This is a genomic window from Zoogloea sp. LCSB751 (genome assembly GCF_002028455.1).
GTDB lineage: Bacteria > Pseudomonadota > Gammaproteobacteria > Burkholderiales > Rhodocyclaceae > Zoogloea.
The window spans coordinates 11,995-33,373 of record NZ_MWUM01000035.1; the positions used below are offsets into that span (position 1 = coordinate 11,995).

Genomic DNA, 21,379 nt, shown 5'->3' on the forward strand with positions numbered 1-21,379 from the left:
TTTTACGATAACAATACAGTTTTGTACTATTTGTTCAAATAAAGCGAGTAACAGGAGACAGCGCATGAATTCCCCCTTGACAGTGGCCGCCACCGACGCCCTGCGTGCGGTGTCCCTTGAGGACAAATACACCCTGGAAAAAGGCCGCGTGTACATTAGTGGCACCCAGGCCTTGGCCCGTTTGCCGATGCTCCAGAGGGAGCGAGACCGGCTGGCAGGTTTGAACACCGCCGGCTTCATTTCCGGCTACCGCGGTTCACCGCTGGGGGGGCTCGACATGGCCCTTTGGAAGGCCAAGAAGCATCTGGCAAACCACGACGTAGTCTTCATGCCCGGCCTCAACGAAGACTTGGCGGCAACTGCCGTGTGGGGTACTCAACAAGTCAATCTGTACGAAAACGCCAAAGTCGATGGCGTGTTCGGCATGTGGTACGGCAAGGGGCCAGGCGTGGATCGTTCGGCCGATGTGCTCAAGCATGCTAATGCCGCCGGGACCTCGAAGCACGGCGGTGTGTTGATGCTGGCCGGCGACGACCACGCCGCCAAATCCTCGTCGGTGGCCCATCAATCTGAACACTTGCTGATTGCCTGTGGCATTCCAGTGCTTTACCCGTCCAATGTGCAGGAATATCTCGACTATGGCATCCACGCTTGGGCCATGAGCCGCTATTCGGGCCTGTGGGTGTCGATGAAGTGCGTTACAGACGTAGTTGAGTCGACTGCCTCTGTGGATATGGATCCGGAGAGGGTACAGGTGGTGCTACCCGAAGACTTCGAGGTGCCGCCGGGTGGGCTGAATATCCGCTGGCCCGATCCTCCGCTGGACCAGGAAGCGCGCATGCTCGACTATAAATGGTACGCAGCGCTGGCCTATATCCGTGCCAACCGCCTCAACCGTGTGGTCATCGATTCACCTAAGGCCCGGTTCGGCATCATGGCTGCCGGCAAGGCCTACCTCGATGTGCGTCAGGCCTTGACTGATCTTGGTCTTGACGAGGAAACGTGCCAGAAGATCGGTATCCGGGTTTTCAAGGTGGGCTGCGTGTGGCCGCTGGACGCCCACGACGCGCGCGACTTCGCTACCGGGCTGGAAGAAATCCTCGTCGTCGAGGAGAAGCGCCAGATCCTCGAATATGCCCTCAAGGAAGAGCTCTACAACTGGCGCGACGACGTGCGCCCGCGCATCTACGGCAAGTTCGACGAGCGCGACACCGCTGGTGGTGAATGGTCGCAGCCCCGCGGCCAGTGGTTGCTCCCGGCCCGTTACGAACTGTCGCCGGCGCTTATTGCCAAAGCCATCGCCAGCCGCCTGGAGCGGGTCGGCCTGCCGGAAGACGTGCGCGCCAAGGTGTTGTATCGCATCGCCATCATCGAGGCCAAGGAGCGCGAGGCAGCCCGCCCGCGCCTGACCGTCGAGCGCAAGCCGTGGTTCTGTTCCGGCTGCCCGCACAACACGTCGACCCGGGTGCCGGAAGGCTCCCGCGCACTCGCCGGTATCGGTTGCCACTACATGGCTATGTGGATGGACCGCCGTACAGAAACCTTCACCCAGATGGGCGGAGAAGGTGTGTCCTGGCTCGGTCAAATGCACTTTTCGGGGGACAAGCACGTCTTTGTGAACCTGGGCGACGGCACCTACTTTCACTCCGGCCTACTGGCCATCCGGGCAGCAGTGGCTGGCAAAGCCAATATCACATACAAGATTCTCTTCAACGACGCGGTGGCAATGACTGGCGGCCAGCCGGTAGACGGCATTCTGACCGTGCCGCAGATTGCCCGCCAGTTGGCTGCCGAGGGCACCAGCAAGATCCTCATCGTCACCGATGAGCCAAAAAAATTCGCCTCGCGTGAAGGCCTGCCGAACGAGGTGGAAGTACATCACCGGGATGAGTTCGACCGCCTGCAGAAGGAACTGCGCGATACCTCGGGCGTCACGATCCTGATTTACGATCAGACCTGCGCCACCGAAAAGCGCCGCCGCCGGAAGCGTGGCGACTATCCCGACCCGGACCGTCGCGTGTTCATCAATGAGGACGTCTGCGAAGCGTGTGGCGACTGCTCAACGGCGTCCAATTGTCTGTCGGTGGAACCGCTAGAGACGCCATTCGGCACGAAACGGAAGATCAACCAATCCTCCTGCAACAAGGATTTTTCCTGCCTGAAGGGTTTTTGCCCAAGTTTCGTCACCGCTGAGGGTGCCAAGTTGAAGAAAGCTGCCGGTGGCCGTGATCCTGGCGCCGTGCTGGCTGACTTTACGCTGCCCGAGCCGACCCTGCCGGCGCTCAAGCGTCCGTACGGTATCGTGGTTACTGGCGTCGGCGGTACTGGGGTCGTCACCGTCGGGGCGTTGCTGGGCATGGCAGCCCACCTGGAAAACAAGGGCGTCACAGTTCTCGACATGACGGGCCTGGCCCAGAAGGGTGGGGCAGTACTGAGTCACGTGCAGATTGCTCGCGCGCCATACGACATTCATGCTACTCGCATCGCGACCGGGGAGGCGCAACTACTGATCGGTTGCGACGCCATCGTATCAGCTTCGTCTGAAGCCTTGTCGAAGATGCGCTACGGGGTAACCCGGGCTGTCGTGAACGGCGCCCGCACACCGACTGCCGAATTCATCGGCAATCGGGACTGGAAGTTCCCAACCCAATCTACCGAGGCGGATGTGCGCAACAGCGTCGGCGAGATCTGCGAATTTCTCGATGCAAACGCGCTAGCTCTGGCCCTTCTCGGTGACACCATTTATGCCAATCCGCTACTTCTCGGTTTTGCGTGGCAGATGGGATGGGTACCACTGTCTCGTGCTTCGTTGCTCAAAGCCATCGAGCTCAACGGCGTCGCAGTGGAAAAGAACCGTCTAGCTTTCGAGTGTGGGCGTGTGGCCGCCCACGATCTGCCTCGGCTCAGGTCTAAGTTGCTTATAACTAGGAACGGGACGAACGCTAGTGACGTGCTCGAACGGTTTGAAGATCTGGATATGCTTATCAAGCGTCAGGCCTCTCACCTCACTTCATACCAGAACCGAGCATATGCCGATCTTTACCTTCAGGCTGTATCCAAGATCCGGGAGGTCGAAGAACAGCGCGTGCGCGACGGCCAGCTAAGACTTACTGAAGCTGTGGCTCGTAATCTTGCGAAGCTGATGGCCTACAAGGATGAATACGAGGTGGCTCGGCTGCACGCTTCGCCGGCCTTCCTGGCGCGCCTGCGGGACCAGTTCGAGGGCGAGCCGGGCAAGGACTATCAGCTTGGCTTCCACCTAGCCCCGCCGCTGCTGGCTCGAAAGGACGCTGACGGTCACCTGGTCAAGCGCCGCTATGGCCAGTGGTTGATGAAGCTGTTCCCGCTGCTCGCCAGCTTCAAGGGCCTGCGCGGCACGCTCCTCGATCCCTTTAGCAAGACTGCCGAACGCCGCGCCGAACGGCAGATGGTGCGCGACTACTTGGATCTGGTGGACGAGTTCGCACGCACTCTCGATGGCGAACGGCTGCAGTTGGCCATCGAGCTGGCTAGCCTGCCGGAGACCATCCGCGGCTACGGGCACGTAAAGGAAAACAACATGAAGAAGGCGGATGCCCGTCGTGCGGCCCTGCTGGCTCGTTACCGGGGCGATTTCCACGATCAAGCCGCCGCTTAAGCAGGCTCAGGCCTGTGGTTAAGCTTCGACCGCATGGCTCCGGCTTTGCCACATCAAATAAAAAATGAGGAGACGCAATATGGATAGCAATCATGAGCAGCCCCTGTGGCGGCCGAACGAAGCACGGGCCGCCGCGAGCAACATGGCAGCGTTTGCTGCTCGCGCCCGGATGCTCTCCGGCCAGTTGCTGGAGAACCACATGGCTCTGCACGAATGGTCACTCCACTCACCGGTTCAGTTCTGGCGCCTAGTATGGGAATTCTGCGAAGTGATCGGCGAACAGGGCGTGCGCGGTCTGATTAGCTCGGGCAGCATGCAGGATTCACGCTGGTTTCCCGATGCCCGCCTCAACTTTGCCGAGAATCTCCTGCGTCACAGTGACAACCCTCAGGCACTGGTGTTCTGGGGCGAAGACAAGATCAAGCAGAGCCTGTCGCGGCAGGTGCTGCGCACCGAGGTGGCCCGCTTTGCCGCTGCGTTGAGCGCCGCTGGTGTGGAGCAGGGCGACCGCGTGGCTGCCTATCTGCCCAATGTACCGGCAACGCTCATTGCGATGCTCGCTGCTTCGAGCATCGGCGCGGTGTTCACCAGTGCTTCGCCGGATTTTGGCGTGCAGGGGGTAGTGGACCGCTTCGGCCAGACCGAACCCAAAGTGCTGCTGAGCTGTGACGGCTACTGGTACAACGGCAAAGCCATCGAGATCACGGGCAAACTCGCCGAATTGATGCCGCGTCTACCCAGCGTGAGTCAGCTGGTGGTGGTGCCCTATCTGGCAGCCGGTGCAGAACCGGACCTGGCAGGACTGCCGCGGGCAGTGTCCTACAAGACCTTCATTGCACCTTTCCTGCATGTCACAGAGCCTCGCTACGTGCGCCTGCCTTTCGACCATCCGCTCTATGTGATGTACTCGTCGGGCACCACTGGCGTACCCAAGTGCATCGTGCACGGCGCCGGGGGCACGCTACTGCAGCATCTCAAGGAGCACCGTCTGCACAGCGACGTGAAGGACGGCGACCGTCTGTTTTACTTCACCACCTGTGGCTGGATGATGTGGAACTGGCTGGTGTCTGGCCTGGCCGTCGGGGCGACGCTGATGCTCTACGACGGGAACCCCTTCGTGAGCGATGGTCGCGTCCTGTGGGACTATGCCGAGGCTGAATGTTTCACTCATTTCGGCACTTCGGCCAAGTACATCGAAACCCTTGCCAAGAGCAGCCTGCGTCCGGCCGATGCCTACCGCCTGTCCGACCTGCGCATGGTGATGTCCACCGGCAGCCCGCTGGCGCCGGCGAGCTTTGATTTTGTCTATGAATCCATCAAGAAGGATGTGCTGCTGGCCTCCATTTCAGGCGGTACCGACATAGTCTCGTGCTTTGTACTAGGTAACCCGACGCTGCCCGTGTGGCGTGGTGAGATCCAGGGCGCAGGTCTCGGTCTGGCTGTCGAGGTGTGGGACGAATACGGCCGACCGGTGACCCTAGAAAAGGGCGAGTTGGTGTGCCGGCTGCCTTTCCCAAGCATGCCGGTTGGCTTCTGGAATGACCCTGACGGGGCAAAGTACAAATCGGCCTACTTTGAACGCTTTCCGGGAGTGTGGTGCCACGGCGATTTCTGCGAAATCACGGAACACGGGGGGTTCATCATCCACGGCCGCTCAGATGCCACTCTCAATCCGGGCGGTGTGCGTATCGGCACCGCCGAGATCTATCGTCAGCTCGAGACGTTGCCCGAAGTGCTAGAAGCCGTGGTGATCGGCCAGGACTGGCCGCCGGCCGATCCAACCGACGTGCGCGTCGTGCTCTTCGTACGCCTGGCCGATGGCCTTGTTATCGATGACGCACTAAGCGCCCGCATTCGCCAGCAGATTCGTGACAACGCCTCCCCGCGTCACGTGCCGGCGTGCATTGTCCAAGTGGGCGAGATTCCCCGCACAAAGAGCGGCAAGGTGGTCGAGTTGGCCGTGCGCAATGTGGTGCACCGCCAGCCGGTGAAAAACGTCGAGGCGCTGGCCAACCCGGAAGCGCTGGCCCAGTTTGCCGACCGGCCCGAGCTGGCCGGCTGAACCTACAACAACAAAAGGAGTGACAGCAATGCGAGTACTGGTTCCGGTCAAACGTGTCCTTGATTACAACGTCAAGGTGCGCGTCAGGGCCGATGGCTCGGGGGTCGATCTGGCCAATGTGAAGATGGGCATGAACCCCTTCGATGAGATCGCCGTGGAAGAGGCTGTGCGCCTGAAGGAAGCCGGCGTGGTCAGCGAAGTGGTGGCGGTGAGCTGCGGTGTTGCCGCCTCGGCTGAGGTGCTGCGCACGGCGATGGCCATCGGAGCTGATCGGAGCATCCTTGTGCAGTCGGATGCCGATCTGCAGCCACTTGCCGTGGCCAAGCTGCTTAAGGCCGTGTGCGACAAGGAAGGCCCGGCGCTGGTGATTTGCGGCAAGCAGGCCATCGACGACGACGCCAACCAGACCGGCCAGATGCTGGCTGCGCTGCTAGGCTGGTCGCAGGCAACCTTCGCCTCGAAAGTGTCGATTGCCGATGACCAGGCCACCGTGGTGCGCGAAGTAGATGGCGGCCTGGAGACTTTGGCGGTGCGTCTGCCGGCGGTGATTACGACCGATCTGCGTCTCAACGAGCCGCGCTATGCGACTTTGCCTAACATCATGAAGGCCAAGAAGAAGCCTCTGGATACCCTTGATCCGGCAGTCTTGGGTGTCGATGTTAGCCCAAGGCTCTCCACCCTGAAGGTCGTGGAGCCTCCTAAACGCAGTGCTGGGATCCTGGTGTCCGACGTAGCCCAGCTGGTTGAGAAACTGAAGACGGAAGCAAAGGTGATCTGAAATGACGATTCTGGTTATTGCTGAGCACGACAATCAAATCCTGAAGGCGGGAACCCTGAGCACGATCGGTGCGGCCCATGGCCTGGAAGGCGAGATCCACGTGTTGGTGGCCGGCTCGGACTGTAATTCGGCCGCCAACGCTGCCGCCCAGGTGGAAGGGGTTGCCCGGGTGCTGCTCTGTGATGCAGCTCATTACGCCGGGGGCAGTGCTGAGAACTTAGCAGAGCTGGTAAAGGGGCTGGCAAGCCGCTACAGCCACGTGTTAGCGCCCGCGACGGCCGAGGGTAAGAACCTGCTGCCCCGGGTCGCTGCTCTATGTGACGCAGCGCAGGTGTCGGATGTGGTCGGCATCGAATCCGCTGATACCTTTGTACGTCCGATCTACGCGGGCAATGCGCTGGCCACGGTAAAGAGCATCGACCCGATCAAGTTTCTGACTATTCGTACCACGGCCTTTGCTGCACCGGGGCTGGGAGGTTCTGCCACCGTTGAGGCCATGGCCGCCGGGCCCGATCTTGGTCTGACCAAAAGGGTCGGGCGGGAACTGACCCAATCCGCGCGTCCCGAGTTAGGTTCGGCCAAGATCATCGTCTCCGGTGGCCGCGGCCTGGGCTGTGGCGACAATTACCGAGCCATGCTCGAGCCCCTTGCTGACAAGCTCGGTGCTGCCCTGGGCGCCAGCCGTGCTGCCGTGGATGCGGGGTTCGTGCCCAACGACTACCAGGTCGGCCAGACCGGCAAGATCGTTGCTCCACAACTCTACATCGCGGTGGGCATCTCTGGTGCCATCCAGCACCTGGCTGGTATGAAAGATTCCAAGGTGATCGTGGCAATCAACAAGGATCCGGAAGCACCCATCTTTCAGGTAGCCGACTACGGTCTGGTGGCAGATCTGTTTGAGGTTGTTCCGGCCCTGACAGCGGCCACTTGACGCTCAACGCCTCTCTGGTGGTTTGTAGCACCTCTCCTCCCCATCTTGCCACCGGAGAGTTTTCAGCCCATCGGGTCTCCCCGATGGGCTTTTTTTTGGTGTTACATCGCCGGGCCCTTGATGGATCCGTAGATCATTAAATTAGACGATATTTTAATTTTTGTATTTATTTTTCGATTGGCTATTCTTCAGTCAGAGCAACGCGGCACGTATCCGCGTTACCTGAACCCAAAGAACCCATTAGGGTCAAGGAGGAGACAAGATGATCATCAAACTCACCCGTGCCGTTCCACTTGTCATCGGCTGTGTCGGCATTACTTTTGTACCCACTAACTCTGTCCCCCTGCACAACGTCGCTGAGTTTTCCTGCGAAGCTTACTGTGCAGAGTCTTATGCCTCGCATCACAGCCTAGTGATGGCGCGGGGATACACCGCAGGTTCGCTGATGGCAGCCCTGTCCCATTCCCACTGAGGTTGGAACTGCAGATAATTGTCTGTCGGGCGGCGAATGCCGCCCGGTCCCGTTTCAGCGTTCGATCACGTAAAAGCTGGGCAGCATGCCCGATGTGGTATTGAATGCGGCCAACCGGGTTTCCAGGATCGCATCGGCGTGGGTGCTGCGCTCGTGTTGGCGGAGATAGTCCATCCACGAGGCGACTACGAAGCGTTCGGTATAGCGCTCAGGACAAGCCAGGTGGCGCAGTAAACGCCAATCACTGGCGCCATTGCGGCGCCGGACGTTTTCGATGGCCCGGGCGAGTCCCAGGAAATCCTCCCGCAATTCTGGGAGGACGATGTAGCTGATCTCCACGCACACCGGCCCGCAGTTACTCTCCACAGTGGTCGGGAGGAGGGTCGGGAGTCCTCCCGGGCGTTGGCCAAAGTCGCTTTCCTGACCCAATTTAAGGGGGTGGCGCAGGGAGAGCATGCTGCCTGTCGCGATGACAATTCCGGCCAAAATCAAGGTGCCGACCACGCCTAAGCGGGCCGCGAGGAGTCCCCAGAGAACACCGCCGAGGGCCATGCCACCCATTACTACCATCAGATAGATCGACCCAACCCTTGCTTTTACCCACATGGCGGTTGAGGTCTGAATTACGGTGGTCAGGGTGGTGTTGACCGCCATCCAGGCCATGCCGCCAAAGACGTACAACAGACACAATGCCGGGAGATTACTCAGGACACCGCTCAGCAGTGTTACCAGGGCGAACATGAGCCCACCTCCCAGGATGAGACGCTGCAGTGGGTGGCGTTTGTACAGACCGGGCAGGGTCAGTGCCGAGATGACGGCGCCACTACCCAGGCAGCCTAGAAGAACACCATAGCCGTCAGCTCCGAGCTGCAGACGTTCGCGGGCGATTAATGGAAGAAGGGCCCAAAGGGCACTGCCGGCCGTCGAGAAAACAGTGACCTTAGCAAGGGCGCGGCGCAGGGCGCAAGAGTGGCGCACGTAGCGTAGACCACTAAAGATCGCAGGCAGAAAGCGCTCCGTCGGCAGTCCTCCCCTTCGTGGATCAGCGTGGAGCCGTCCGAGAAGGGCGAGCACGGCAGCAAAGCTCCCGCATACGACGACAAAGAGCATTGGTGCGCCAGCCTTGGCGATGAGCGCGCCAGCCAGCGCGGGCCCTACTACCCGTGCGATGTTGGGCGACACGGTGCCGAGGGCTATGGCCGCGGCCACCTGTCCTTCAGGAGCGCGATCTATGGTGCAGGCCAGCCAGGCGGACATGCTAAGGGCGCTGGTGGTGCCTAGGGCAAAGGTGTAGAGCAGCAGGGACCAAGGGCCGAGCCGGCCGGTGAGCGCTGGGATGCACAGCAGAAGCATGGCGAACAGGGCCAGCCACTGGGTGGCCAGGAGCAGCCGGCGCTTGTCCATCAGGTCGGCTATCACTCCGCTGGGTAGGCCTAGCAGGAAGGCCGGCAAGGCCATGGCAGTCTGGACTAGGGCCACCATCAGTGGGGAGCCCGCCAGCTCGGTCATCATCCAGGCGGCACCAATGTTCTGCATCCATACAGCTAGGTTGGCCATCACTGTGGCCAACCAAAGAGCGCGAAAGGGTGGATGGCGCAAAGGCGCCCAGGCTGAGGGACTGCTCACAGAGGCTTTACTGGAGATTGGCGATTCGGGAGAAGAGGCGACGGAAGCCTTCGCGCGTTTCCTCCGCGAAACGTATGTCGCCGTTCTCGCCAAAGGCCCGTGCGACGATGGCCCAGTCTTCTGGAAGGAGGCTGCGTGCGGCTGCCGGCATGATGCGGCTCTCCTCCATGCCAATGTGCTTGAGTTGTTCGCCGGCAAAGAGTTCGAGTCGGGTGACGAAGTCGATTCGTTCAGCGGGAGGAGCGATGCCCAGGGTTTCTACATCCTCGATGAGGCGCTGCAGTTCGTTATCTCCCTCACGGTGCTGGTGCTGGAGCTCTGCAATTAGCGGGTCAAACTCGCTGGTACGTTCCTGCAGCTTCTTGAAGAGATAAGCCTCTTCTTTGGGGTGATGCAACTTGGCAGGAAAGGACCGGAGGTAACCCAGCATGGATTTGAGAAGCTCGAAGTCCACTGTGCGGTTTTCCTGCAGGGCACGGGAGAAAGTGCGTAGGCCATAGGCTACCACTGCGATGCTGCGGTGTTCGTCCTTCATGGTCGAGGTGACCATGTTCATGGCCGGGGCTGGATCGTTCTTTTCGACCGAGGAAACGAGTACCGGTACTTTGGCGCCGACGAGCACCTTGAGTGTTTCTGACCCCAGCATGACACCGCCGAAGCTGCGCGGACCGTGAGACGACATGAAAACCAGGTCGCAGCCGAGTTCTTCAATCACCTCGAGGATTGCCGCATGAGGGCGTGTGCTCGTGCGGCTCATCGTCTCGCATTCGATGCCCGCTGCCGCCGCCGAAACGGCCGCCTTGGAGAGAATCTCCCGGGCCCGTCCGCTGTAATCGTCTCGGTAAGTGTCGGGGGCAATCAGCTGGAGCAGGGCCGCGTCGTCGGTGAGGGAGGCCGAAGCGTCCGGGTCGGCGTAGAAGAAAGTGATTCGGGCGCCGACAGTGCGGGCAAACTCAACGGCCTTGGTGACGGTGTGCACGGAAAGGGCCGTGCCGTCGGTGGGTACGAGGATATGGCTGTACATCGTGGCCTCCTTGGGTGTCTCTACGTGCAGGTTGGGGAGCGTGGGGGCGTCAGTCGGGCAGGCCGAGGCGGCCACAGCGGCGGTTAGGGAGCAGTACGCGGGGCAGTCCAACCCAGTGGGTTAGTACGCCGATACCTTCGATTTCCGCCTCGATCCGGTCTCCTGGCCGGAGGAAGCGCCCGTCTTCCAGGCCTACACCACAGGTCGAGCCGGTAAACAGGAGATCGCCGGGATGCAGGGTGACCCGGGCATCGACGAAGTCGAGTAGTTCGTCGATGCTGAAAATCATGTTTGACGTGCGATCCTGCTGACGTAATTCGCCGTTGATTGAGAGGCGCATCTGCAGGTCGGGTTGGCCGACGTGGCCGCATAAGTCGCGCGTGGCGATCCAAGGCCCGATTGGTGCGGTGCGATCAAGGGCCTTCTGGGAAAACAGATCGAGGGTGCCGAGTCGCTCGCCCGCATCGCGCGCGCTAACATCGTTGCCAATTGTGTACCCCAGCAGGCAGTCACTGGCACGGGGTGTTTCGCCAAGTTCGCGGGCGACCACTGCCACCAGCTCTATTTCGAAGTCCAGTTGGCGGGTAATCGCTGGGTAGGCAATCTCACCACCGGGATCGACGACAGCTGATTCAGGCTTTATGTAGGCGATCGTGTGGGGAGGCGCTTCTTTTCGACCGAGGCGTGTCAGGTGCTGGAGATAATTGAGGCCGACGCCGAAAATACGGGCGCCGGGCTCGACCGGAGCGAGAAGACGAAGGGTTGCCAGAGAAAGGGGGGAGGCTGCCAGTCTCAGGCCACTGGTATCACCCCCGGCGGCGGCGGGAGCCCAGGTGCGAAAGGTCGAAGCGATCCGCCAGGCGAGCCCCGCATCTTCGTCTACCTGGGCCCAAAAGCGTTCGCCGAACGCATCGGCGACGCGCGCGATCTTCATGCCTTGCTCTTCTTCGCCGCCAGGAATTCCGGCTCAAGCAGTTCCTCTGGCGTGCGTACACTCGGCCCCAGGATAGGTCCAACAATTTCGTGGCCCCAGGTGCTTAGCTTTTCTGGATTCAGTTCGAAGGCATCGCCCTGCCACGGTTCGAGCTCGGTGATGGTCTCGAAGGCGAAGCCTGACGGGTTGAAGTGGTAGAAGGATGCGTGGGGGTCCTGAGTGTGCTGTCCGAGGGTCATCTGCAATTGCAGTTTGCGGGCGTTGACGATGTCCAGGGTCTCGCCCACGTCGCGGAGGCTTTTAACGAAGATGCCCACGTGCTGAACACCCATGCGGCCCGGGCCAAAGCCATAGGCAATATCATGGCTGGTGAATTCGTTGAGCTTAGAGCGGAAAAAACCGGTCTTACCCTTGCCGGCCCCGGAGCCATACCAGTGAAAGCCCATGACCTCGATAAGGAAGTGCTCCAGCTCAGGGGTGTATTCCGGTGTGATCAGGACCACATGTCCGACACCCCGTTCGTCACAAACGAAGCCGCCGTGGTTACGTCCCGGAGTGAAGGAGCGGGGCGTCCATTTCTGGGCGTAGAACAGCTCGTGTTGGTAGCCAACCGGGTCGCGAAAGCGAATCAGCTCCTTTACACCGCGGATTTCACAGAGCTCGGCGTCACCGACAGTAATCTCCACGCCGGCACTCCGGAATTTCTCCACGGCTGCGTTGAAGGCCAGACGGCCACGGGCCTCCCAGCCAATATAGGCGATGCGGTCGATCTGGCCCGGATGGAAGGCAAGCCGGTGACGGCGGTCGTCCATCTTGAAGTAAAGGGAGTCTGGGTCGGAGGTGGGCGCCTGCGTGATGCCAAAGCCCATGACCTGGGGGCCGTACTCGCGCCATTCGTCTAGCCGGGTGGTTTCGAAGCCGAGATAGCCGATGCCGATGATGTCCATGTGCGTTTCCCCTTGAGTACGTTTGGTGTGGACTCAACCGTTGGGTGATGTTCATTAAGAGGCCCTTCTGGGAGGCCTTCGGCGTGTGTAGTCAATGAGCCAGCAGGCCGCCGTCGATGATCAGATCTGAGCCGGTCATGAAGGACGCTTCGCTGGAGGCTACGAAAAGAGCCAGTGCGACGACCTCTTCGGGCTGTCCCGGGCGATCCATCGGCACGCCGTCAAGCAGCGCGGCACGAATCTTCGGGTCATCGACGAAAGCTGCGGTACCCGGAGTTACCACGAAGCCCGGACTGATGCTGACCGCGCGGATGCCGAGGGGGGCGCCTTCGATGGCGAGCTGGCGGGTGAAGGACACCACGCCGCCCTTTGCCGCCGAATGGGCCGAGATGCCGGCTACTCGCGACCCGCCCCAGGCGGCCGTCGATGCAATGTTGATCACCACCCCCCGGCTTTTTGCGAGATGCGGCCAGGCGTACTTGGTGGTGAAAAAAATCAGGTCCAGTTCATTGCGGATGGTGTAGTGCCAGTCCTCGATGGAGAACTCGCCGACAAAGCCGAAACGGGCGGCTGAAGCATTGTTGTAGAGAATGTCGATGCGGCCGTGGGCGGCGAGGGCGGCCTCCACCCACTGACGGGCCTGTTCCGGATTGCCGAGGTCGACGGGCGCCAGGCCCTGGAGCTCGAAGCCTTCGGCCTGGAGCAGTTCACGGGTGGCCTGATGGCCCTGGGCATCCACGTCGCAACCAACGACGGTAGCCCCCTCCCGGGCGAAGCGCAGAGCCGCTTCGCGTCCCTGTCCGCCGCCGGTACCGGTGATAAGCGCAATCTTTCCTGTAAGTCGTGCCATGCAGAGTCCCCTGGATGGGTACCAGTGTGCGGTTGTACGGGCAGCTATTGATCGTTCGACGAACTTGGCTGGCGCGTGCACGCCCGCTTGGTTGAGGCTGCCAGAACGTTTACTGGTAATGGGATGAGGGGAGTCAGGTACCCGTTGGGGCTTCGACGCGCAGAGCTTCTGCCGGGCAGGCAACCGCGCCCTCGGAAGCAGATTCTTCCAGTCCGGCCGGGACGAACTCGCTTTCTAGGTATACGAGGCCGTCGGCGTCAAGCTTATAGACTTCCGGGCAAATCGCGGCGCAGAGACCGTAGCCGCAGCATTTACTTCGTTCAGCAAAGACGCGGTGCAGAGCCTTGCCAGTGTTCTCGGGGTTGTTCATTTTCTGTCTCCTCACATTCGGACGCAGCTTGAAACTGCTGCGCTTATTATGCACAGAAAACAAAAAAGTGTCACTATTTTGCAGGGCGTTTTGATCTTGGCTTGAGTGGTTCAGAACAGCATGGCTGCAAGTTTCTGACCCAGGTCTTTGATCTCCCGGCCAACGGTTTCGATACCTGCTTCATCGTACTGCCCGCGGAACATCACAGCAGATACGGTGTAGGCGATATTGTCATTACGGTCGCACACGGGGGCTGCGATAACCATGATGCCGGCCGAGAAATATCCATCGTCCAAGGACCAGCCCTGCTGGCGGCACTGTTCCACTTCCTGTAGGTAGGTCTCGAACGAGAGGGGGCGGGCCCAACGGATCTTGTCGAAAACGGCTCGGAGTTCCGGGGCTTCGAGGTCGAGTCGCGACGCGAACAGGCGTCCGCTGGCCCCCATTAGCATGGGCAGGCGCTGGCCTGTGGCCATGTCAATGCGCAGATCGGCTGGGCTGGTTTCCGAATTGACGAGGACGATGCGGTCGGTGCCCATGCGTCGCCAGAGGGTCACCGTCACACCGAAGCGGGCAGCGAATTCTTGCATCAGGGGGCGGGCAGCTTCAAGGCGCTGACCTTCAGTTACCATGTTGCCCGCGAGTTTGGCCAGTCCTAGTCCGGCCGTGTATGTCTTGGCGCGTCGGTCGAAGTCCAAAATGTCCTCGGCGACCAGAGTGCGTAGAATATTGAAACAGGTGCTTGGGTTGATCGACAGGAGTCTGGCAAGATCCGCGGCCCGTTCCGGAGTTCCGGTTTCGGTGAGGTGACGAAGGATACGGATGGCGTTGATGATGGGCTTGACCATCACGCTGTTCCCCGCTCGGTTGTGGTCTTCCGGGTTGCTATCTTCATCATCCGGAGCGCCCTTGTCAGTGATGCTGTCGCTTGGATCTGTTTTCATGGTAATGACTGGGTAAGCAGGTTGGAGGATCCGAACTGAATTGCCACCCATTCTATATGGAGAATTTACATTCTCGTGTTAAGAGTTTTTTCACTTCGAACTGGATTTGGGCTAAGTCGAAAAAAAACCCGCCGAAGCGGGTTGAAGGGCCCGAGATGGGCGACCGAGGGGGCTGGCCGCCCGTGCTGCTGGAAGCTGGCTCGGGCTTAGGGAGGAGGTTGGTGTGGTTTACTGGTTGTAGTAACCCACCGCGACGATGTAGGGGCCAACGACCTGGAAGAGGGTTCTTTTTTGCTCGGTACGCTTGGTAACCGGGTTTGGCCATTGGTAGTCGAGTTCGCCCAGCTTCCGGGTTTGAGCCATCGCCAGGATGTTACGGATGATGGGTTGGCCGGAGGCATCCTTCAGCTCCAGACCATCGGTGCCGATCAGGCGCGGCTGGGCGCCGTGGGCGATAAAGTGGCCGCTCTTCATATCGATCACAAAAACGTAGAGATCGTCCTGCACGAAACGTCCGCCGAGGCGATTGAACTCCTTGACGGCCTCCTCCGGCGCTGCCTTCAGGGACGCCACCGCTTGATCCAGGAAGGCTCGGGCCTGAGCCGGGCTGCTACGGGGCAGGTAATAACCGACAGCCAGAATGCGTTCACCTGCCCGCTGGAAAAAAGCCTGCTTTCGCTGAAGGGTGTTGTCCACCCAGTTCAGCCAACGATATTCGACCTGGCCGCTGCCGCGGGTTTTGGCAATTTCCAGAATCTCTGCAAAAAATGGTTTGCCAGTCGCGTCGCGCATGGCGCTCACATTACGACCGATCAGGGATGCTGATGCCCCCCCGCTGGTGAGCATGGTGCCGTCGGTGTCGAGAACATAGACATAGAGCTCCTTATCAATGTACCGCCCCTGGCGGCCGAATTCGGCGAAAGCCGCGTCGCCGGTACTTCGGTAATGCTCAACGGCACGGGCCAGCAAGGCCTGGGCGCGTCCTGCATCGATCTCACTGCGGGTTCCTGGCGGCGAGGCCGCGCCAGAGCCGGAGACGAGTGAGCAGCCAAGCACCAGGGCAAACAGGTGGACAAGCAACTTTTCCATGGGCTTTCCTTTCAAGGCATAAGGGGCACAGAACTCATTCCCGGACCAGCAGGATGCTCCCCCCCAGAGGGCCACCGCCAGCTGCCACCACCGAGGCGTGGTGGGGTTTGAGCTGGCGCTCGCCGGCACGGCCCCACAACTGATTGCACGCTTCGTGGACGTAGCCGAGCCCGTGGGTACGCCCGCCGGACAACTGGCCACCGTTGGTGTTGATGGGAATGAGGCCGTCGCGGGCAATGTTCCTGCCACCCTCGATGAAGTCTCCACCTTCGCCCACCGGGCAGAAGCCAAGGGCTTCGAGCCAGATTATGGTCAGAATGGAAAAACCGTCGTAGAGCTGGGCAGATCCCAGATCGGAGGGCTTGAGGTCAGTGCGCGACCACATCATGCGGGCCACCTCGCCAGTAACCATAGCGGTTAGATCGATCTGGTCCCAGGACCAGGGCTGGTGGAGGGCTGCGCCAATCGCCTCGAGGCGGATTGGTGCATTTGGACCTCCGCGGGCCGCATCGATGCGCGACAGCACTATGGCCGTTGATGCATCGCAATGAACATCACAGTCAAGCATGCGCAGAGGCGTCGAGATCATCCGCGAGGCCATGTAGTCGTCGAGGCCCATGGGCGCGCGGTAAACCGCCTTTGGGTTGAGGGCTGCGTTGGCGCGGCAGGTCATGGCAATCTGGGCCAGCTGTTCTGGCCGCGTGCCGTAGTCGTGGAAGTGGCGCTGAGCATACATGGCCATCAGGTTGACGCCCGAAAGTACGTTGAATGGCGTGTACCACTGCCAGAAGAAGCTGTTGTCGCGGCCAACGGTCTTGTTGGAGAGGGCGCTAGCGGTCTTGTCGGTCTGGCGCCGGCTGGCTTCAGTAATGGTGCGGAAAACCAGCACGTGCTTGCACAGGCCAGTAGCAATGGCCATCGCACCGTTGATCAGACCGGCCAGAGGGCCGGGGCCCTCATAGCCCCCGCCAAACCAGTTCACCTTGAGGCCCAGGGTGCTGATCAGTGCATTTGGCCCCACCGGCGAAAAGGCATCCCCATTGTTATTATCGCCGGGCCAGCAGGCCACTCCGTCGATGTCGTCACGGGTCAGGCCGGCATCAGCGATGGCTTCCAGGGTGGCGTCGAGGGTCAGCTTCATCGCAGACAGACTAGACGGGCGGCCGACCTCCGACTGGCCGATGCCACTGATCGCCACGTCCTTCTCAAACAGGCGGTCGAACATCATGCCTCCTTCTCGAAAAACGGCAGCCAGACATCCTCGATCTGGCTGAAGGTTACTTTGACTGGCAGGTCGATGCGGACTTCGTCAGCCGGCATTCCGACGATGTTGCTCACAAGGCGTAGGCCTGTCTGCTCTTTCAGTTCCACGATGGCCACCACGTAGGGCACCTCGAGCGTGGCCTGCCAGCGCTGATGATTGATCGTGTAGCTGATCACCTTGCCCCGTCCGCTGACCGGGCGAGGTGCCACATTCTGGCTCAAACAGTGCGGGCAGATCGGAGCCGGCGGATGGAAGTAGCGCCGGCAGCCGCTGCAATGGTGGATGTTTAGTGAGCCGGTCTCTCCACCCTGCCAGAACGCAATGTTGTCGGGGTTCAGTGCTGGAAGCTTGCGGGCCATGATTCTTGGAATCCGGATGTGGTTTTCTGACTACGGAATTAGATTCTAGCATCAACATATAGACAGAACTTCAAAATCTGTCTAAAGTTTTTCCATTGAAGCCGGATTCTTCGGTATTTTCAGAGCTGATTTCCCGTAACTGCACATCAAGGATCAACCATGACTCAAACCCTTACCGGCCGAACGGTCGTCGTTACCGGAGCCTTCGGCTTCCTCGGGAATGCGCTTGCGGCGAGGCTGGTGAAGGAGGGCGCTCGGGTGGCCCTCATTGATCGTGCTCCCGTTCCGGCTAGCCCATTGCCGGGTGTTGAACTTGCGCAGGGCGAAGTGGATCTGGGGAGTCCCGAGTCAGCCAGCAAGGCCTTTGGCCGTATAGCCGAGACTCTGGGCAGCATCGATGCGCTGGTCAATGTGGCGGGTGGCTTCGTTTGGGAAACACTGGCTGATGGCTGTATCGAATCCTGGGATCGCATGTATGGCATGAACCTGCGTACCGCGGTGATCGCCTCGCAAGCCGTGTTGCCTTACCTGCTGGTCAGGGGCTACGGACGACTGGTGAACGTGGGGGCTCTCGGCGCGGTCAAGGCCGCTGCCGGCATGGGCGCCTATGCTGCCTCCAAGGCTGGGGTGGCACGACTCACTGAAGCCCTCGCCGAAGAACTCAAGGACAAGGGTGTGACCGTCAATGCGGTTTTGCCGAGCATCATCGATACCCCCACCAACCGTGCAGACATGCCTGATGCCGATCCAACCCGCTGGGTTAGCACCGATGCACTTGCTTCTGTGATCGTATTCCTGTTGTCGGAAGAGGCCTCTGCGGTCAATGGCGCGCTGATTCCGGTTAGCGGCCGCGTCTGAAAATCGGCGCCCATTTCCCGAGAACGATAGAACTCCCCCTGACGGAGCACCCATGAGACTCGTTACTTATCTTGATGCTCGCGGCTTCCAGCGCGCGGGAGCCCTGATCGAAAAGGACTTGTTGGTACTCGACCTTCAGGTTGCCAACGAAGTCCGCAATGGCAGCATCCGACCTGAGTTTGCCAGCGTGGTGGCACTCGTGGAGGCAGGCGAGGACGCTCTCGATGCAGCCCGGGCCCTGGTGGCGCAGGCACCGTCCACCGCAGTGCTGGCCCGTGCCGACGTGCACCTGTGCGCACCGATCCAGCCACCGCCGCAAATTCGCGACTGTTCCTGTTTCGAGTTGCATCTGCGCCAGAGTTTTGCCGCGGCCCGCCGAATGAGGGTGGCTCGCGAGCCAGATCCGGAAGCTGCCCTGAAGGCCATGAACACTCGCGCCGACGACCGGGTTATCGACACATTCAACCGCCAACCCATCTACTACAAGGGCAACCGCTTTGCGGTGATCGGCGCTGACGACGACGTGATCTGGCCAACTTACAGCAAGGTCATGGATTTTGAACTGGAACTGGCCTGCTACATCGGCAGAAAGGGGAAGAACATTCCCCGCGATAAGGCACGTGAGTACATCGTCGGCTTCACCATCTTCAACGACATGAGTGCCCGCGATGCCCAGGCCATCGAGATGGTTGGGATGCTCGGCCCGGCGAAGAGCAAAGATTTCGACACAGGCAACGTGATGGGCCCGTGCTTGGTTACTGCTGATGAGCTAGGCGACCCCTACGATCTGAACATGATTGCTCGGGTGAATGGTGAGGAATGGGGCCGCGGCAATACCCGTGAAATGCGCTGGCAGTTCGAGGACGTGATTGCCCATATTTCCCGCTCCGAAACCCTTTATCCGGGCGAGGTCTTGGGTTCCGGCACCGTCGGCAACGGCTGCGGGCTGGAACAGTTGCGCTTCCTCAAGCCTGACGACGTGGTTGAGCTTGAGGTTGATGGCATTGGCATTCTACGCACCCGCGTACGCAAGTCCGACGGATGAGCGCCGACCTCTCGACCAGGATGACTGCTGTAGTCCTACAAAAAATAACAAACCACATCCGCTAGCCCCTTCGCCCCCCGAGCGAATCCATACCCAAAGGAGAGAATTTTGAAGCAAACAAGAAACGTGCTGGCTGACGGCACAAGCATCGAAGACCTGGTTAAGGTTGATACCCGCGAAGTCCAGATGCGGGCTCTGTCGGACCACGAGATCTACAACCTGGAGATGGATCGCGTCTTCGGCCATAGCTGGCTGCTCCTTGGTCACGAGACCGAAATCCCGAACGAGAACGACTTCGTTGTGCGTGACATGGGTTCCGACTCGGTTATCGTGGCCCGCGGCAAGAACGGCCAGATTCATGTCTCCCTCAACGTGTGTCCGCACCGGGGCATGAAGGTCTCGACCTTGGATGCGGGCAATACACCGATACACAAGTGCATCTACCATGGTTGGGCCTTCCGTCCGAACGGCGACTTCCTTGCCTCGCCGGTGGAGAAAGAGTGCATGCACGGCAAGATGATGAGCAAGGTGGAGCTAGGCTTGGAGCAGGCCCGGGTTACGCTCTACGGCGGCATCATCTTCGCCACCTGGGATCACGAGGGCCCGTCATTCGAGGAATTCCTCGGCGATGCCAAATGGTATTTTGACATTCTCTTTCAACGTTCCGACAAGGGCCTGGAGGTGCTCGGCCCGCCCCAGCGGTTTATCGTCCGTGCCAACTGGAAGACCGCTGGGGAGCAATCTGCTGCTGACGGCTTCCATACTCTAACCCTGCACCGCTGGTTGGGCGAAGTGGGCAACTATGCCAAGAGTGGTGAGGAGGGCGGGGCCGATCTGAGCCCCGAAATGTATGGCGTCGAGGTCAGCTCGTCCAACGGTCACGCGCTGCGCTGCATCGACCTGGGCCGCAAGATCCGTAAGCTTACCGGCCTCGATCCGGATGAGCTGAGTGTCGATCAGAAGCTGGAAGCCCTTCCGCCGCCGGGTGTGACCCGCGAAATGCTTCCCCAACTGAAGCGCAACTTGAGCAAAGACCAGCTCAAGGTACTGGTTTCCATGCCGCCCCAGGTCGGTGGAATCTTCCCCAACGTGCTGTTTGCGTTTGTGTACATTCCTCAGGCCGACGGCAGCGTGCTCGGACTGACCTTGCTGCATGCCTACGTACCCAAGGGCCCGGACCAGCTGGAGTTCGTGAACTGGATCCTCGCCGAAAAGGACACCCCTCCCGAGCTGAAGGAAAAGATGCTGCGTCAGAGTATCCAGCTCTTTGGCACCTCAGGCATGGTCGAGCAGGACGACTCCGACACATGGCCGCACATGACAGTTGCCGCTAGAGGCGCCCGTGGCCGCAAATCGACCCTTAAGTACCAAGCTGTCTACGAGACCAGCAAGCCGGCGGGCTGGCCCGGGCCCGGCATTGTCAATGAAGGCTTCACGAAAGATGACACCCAGTGGCATTGGTGGCTTCACTGGCACGAGCTAATGCTCGCCAAAGTGTGACCCACAGCCCCTGTCCATCCATTAGGAGTGAATTCATGACTGCTACCCAACACCTCTCCAGCGCCGACGTCCAGCAAGGTGAAGTCGTCGCCATCGGCTCCGATACCTACAATCAGGTTCTGGGCTTCCTATACCGGGAGGCTAGTCTCCTTGACGCCATCAGCCTCAAGGAGTGGAGCGCCTTGCTGGCGACCGACCTAGTTTATACCGTGCCTTTGCGTCAGACCCGGCCGATGGCACAACAGGCCGCATCGATCATCCGTACGGTGCAGCACTATCATGACGATTACCGTTCGATCATGGGGCGGGTTATGCGACTGACCGGCACCAAGAGTGCTTGGGCGGAAGACCCTCCGTCACGGACCCGCCGACTGGTTACCAACGTGCAGGTGAGCACCACCGGTGTCGAGGGCGAACTGGCCGTGGTGAGCTACCTGTTGTTAACCCGCAGCCGTTTCGACAGCCCTGACCTTGACCTGATCAGCGGTGAGCGCCGCGACGTGCTGCGCTACGTGGCGGGTGAGTTGAAGCTGGCCCGGCGCGAGGTGATTCTCGATCAGGCCGTCCTTGGCACTCCCAACCTAGCCATCTTCCTCTAGGAAGATTCCGCTGAGCATCCTCGCCATGGGCTGACGCGCTGTGGCGGGGAATTGCTTAGATTTTATTTCCATAAATCAAAGATTCTGACG

Annotated in this window: 19 protein-coding genes; 9 read left to right on the forward strand and 10 right to left on the reverse strand. The window is 60.2% G+C overall.

The window, feature by feature from the left end:
* Positions 1-64 precede the first annotated feature (64 nt).
* From B4920_RS23820 to B4920_RS29030, 5 genes are all read left to right on the forward strand, one after another.
* Positions 65-3,637, forward strand: coding sequence for an indolepyruvate ferredoxin oxidoreductase family protein (locus B4920_RS23820; protein WP_079437208.1), 3,573 nt, complete (start codon positions 65-67; stop codon positions 3,635-3,637).
* Positions 3,638-3,716: 79 nt separating this feature from the next.
* Positions 3,717-5,699 carry an acetoacetate--CoA ligase gene (locus B4920_RS23825; protein WP_079437210.1) on the forward strand — a complete coding sequence of 661 codons (1,983 nt, stop codon included), beginning with the start codon at positions 3,717-3,719 and terminating at the stop codon, positions 5,697-5,699.
* A gap of 28 nt (positions 5,700-5,727) precedes the next feature.
* Complete coding sequence (locus B4920_RS23830; RefSeq protein WP_079437211.1) at positions 5,728-6,477, forward strand: electron transfer flavoprotein subunit beta/FixA family protein; 750 nt, start codon at positions 5,728-5,730, stop codon at positions 6,475-6,477.
* A 1-nt stretch (position 6,478) separates the two neighbouring features.
* Positions 6,479-7,408 (forward strand): electron transfer flavoprotein subunit alpha/FixB family protein, encoded by a 930-nt coding sequence (locus B4920_RS23835; RefSeq protein WP_079437212.1) that lies wholly within the window; start codon positions 6,479-6,481, stop codon positions 7,406-7,408.
* A gap of 262 nt (positions 7,409-7,670) precedes the next feature.
* Positions 7,671-7,880: a hypothetical protein gene (locus tag B4920_RS29030; RefSeq protein ID WP_139379615.1), complete on the forward strand. Its 210-nt coding sequence runs from the start codon at positions 7,671-7,673 to the stop codon at positions 7,878-7,880.
* A 54-nt stretch (positions 7,881-7,934) separates the two neighbouring features.
* On the opposite strand, the gene B4920_RS23840 is transcribed toward B4920_RS29030, so the two are convergent.
* From B4920_RS23840 to B4920_RS23885, 10 genes are all read right to left on the reverse strand, one after another.
* Entirely contained in the window at positions 7,935-9,506 is a 1,572-nt protein-coding gene (locus B4920_RS23840) for an MFS transporter (protein ID WP_079437213.1), read from the reverse strand.
* A 7-nt stretch (positions 9,507-9,513) separates the two neighbouring features.
* Positions 9,514-10,530 carry a universal stress protein gene (locus tag B4920_RS23845; protein ID WP_079437215.1) on the reverse strand — a complete coding sequence of 339 codons (1,017 nt, stop codon included), beginning with the start codon at positions 10,528-10,530 and terminating at the stop codon, positions 9,514-9,516.
* Between the two features lie 49 nt (positions 10,531-10,579).
* On the reverse strand, positions 10,580-11,464 hold the full coding sequence (locus B4920_RS23850) for a fumarylacetoacetate hydrolase family protein (RefSeq protein WP_079437217.1): 885 nt from the start codon (positions 11,462-11,464) through the stop codon (positions 10,580-10,582).
* Positions 11,461-12,411, reverse strand: coding sequence for a VOC family protein (locus tag B4920_RS23855; RefSeq protein WP_079437219.1), 951 nt, complete (start codon positions 12,409-12,411; stop codon positions 11,461-11,463). Before B4920_RS23855 ends, B4920_RS23850 begins: the two co-directional genes overlap by 4 nt.
* A gap of 91 nt (positions 12,412-12,502) precedes the next feature.
* Positions 12,503-13,261, reverse strand: coding sequence for an SDR family NAD(P)-dependent oxidoreductase (locus tag B4920_RS23860; protein ID WP_079437221.1), 759 nt, complete (start codon positions 13,259-13,261; stop codon positions 12,503-12,505).
* Between the two features lie 133 nt (positions 13,262-13,394).
* The gene (locus tag B4920_RS23865; RefSeq protein ID WP_079437223.1) at positions 13,395-13,631 is read right to left on the reverse strand and encodes a ferredoxin; all 237 of its coding nucleotides are present in this window, start codon (positions 13,629-13,631) and stop codon (positions 13,395-13,397) included.
* Positions 13,632-13,741: 110 nt separating this feature from the next.
* Positions 13,742-14,575 carry an IclR family transcriptional regulator gene (locus B4920_RS23870; RefSeq protein ID WP_079437224.1) on the reverse strand — a complete coding sequence of 278 codons (834 nt, stop codon included), beginning with the start codon at positions 14,573-14,575 and terminating at the stop codon, positions 13,742-13,744.
* A 228-nt stretch (positions 14,576-14,803) separates the two neighbouring features.
* Positions 14,804-15,664 carry a cache domain-containing protein gene (locus B4920_RS23875; protein WP_079437226.1) on the reverse strand — a complete coding sequence of 287 codons (861 nt, stop codon included), beginning with the start codon at positions 15,662-15,664 and terminating at the stop codon, positions 14,804-14,806.
* Positions 15,665-15,698: 34 nt separating this feature from the next.
* Positions 15,699-16,892, reverse strand: coding sequence for a thiolase family protein (locus tag B4920_RS23880; RefSeq protein WP_216820002.1), 1,194 nt, complete (start codon positions 16,890-16,892; stop codon positions 15,699-15,701).
* On the reverse strand, positions 16,889-17,287 hold the full coding sequence (locus B4920_RS23885) for a Zn-ribbon domain-containing OB-fold protein (RefSeq protein ID WP_079437230.1): 399 nt from the start codon (positions 17,285-17,287) through the stop codon (positions 16,889-16,891). The genes B4920_RS23880 and B4920_RS23885 overlap by 4 nt, the downstream gene beginning before the upstream one ends.
* A 159-nt stretch (positions 17,288-17,446) precedes the next feature.
* Here B4920_RS23885 and B4920_RS23890 point away from each other — a divergent pair, with 159 nt between their 5' ends.
* From B4920_RS23890 to B4920_RS23905, 4 genes are all read left to right on the forward strand, one after another.
* Positions 17,447-18,145 (forward strand): SDR family NAD(P)-dependent oxidoreductase, encoded by a 699-nt coding sequence (locus B4920_RS23890; RefSeq protein WP_079437232.1) that lies wholly within the window; start codon positions 17,447-17,449, stop codon positions 18,143-18,145.
* 118 nt (positions 18,146-18,263) lie between these two features.
* Positions 18,264-19,190: a fumarylacetoacetate hydrolase family protein gene (locus B4920_RS23895; RefSeq protein ID WP_254051044.1), complete on the forward strand. Its 927-nt coding sequence runs from the start codon at positions 18,264-18,266 to the stop codon at positions 19,188-19,190.
* Positions 19,191-19,298: 108 nt separating this feature from the next.
* Positions 19,299-20,690: an aromatic ring-hydroxylating dioxygenase subunit alpha gene (locus B4920_RS23900; protein ID WP_216820003.1), complete on the forward strand. Its 1,392-nt coding sequence runs from the start codon at positions 19,299-19,301 to the stop codon at positions 20,688-20,690.
* Between the two features lie 35 nt (positions 20,691-20,725).
* Positions 20,726-21,289: an aromatic-ring-hydroxylating dioxygenase subunit beta gene (locus B4920_RS23905; protein WP_079437237.1), complete on the forward strand. Its 564-nt coding sequence runs from the start codon at positions 20,726-20,728 to the stop codon at positions 21,287-21,289.
* The last annotated feature ends 90 nt before the right edge of the window (positions 21,290-21,379 follow it).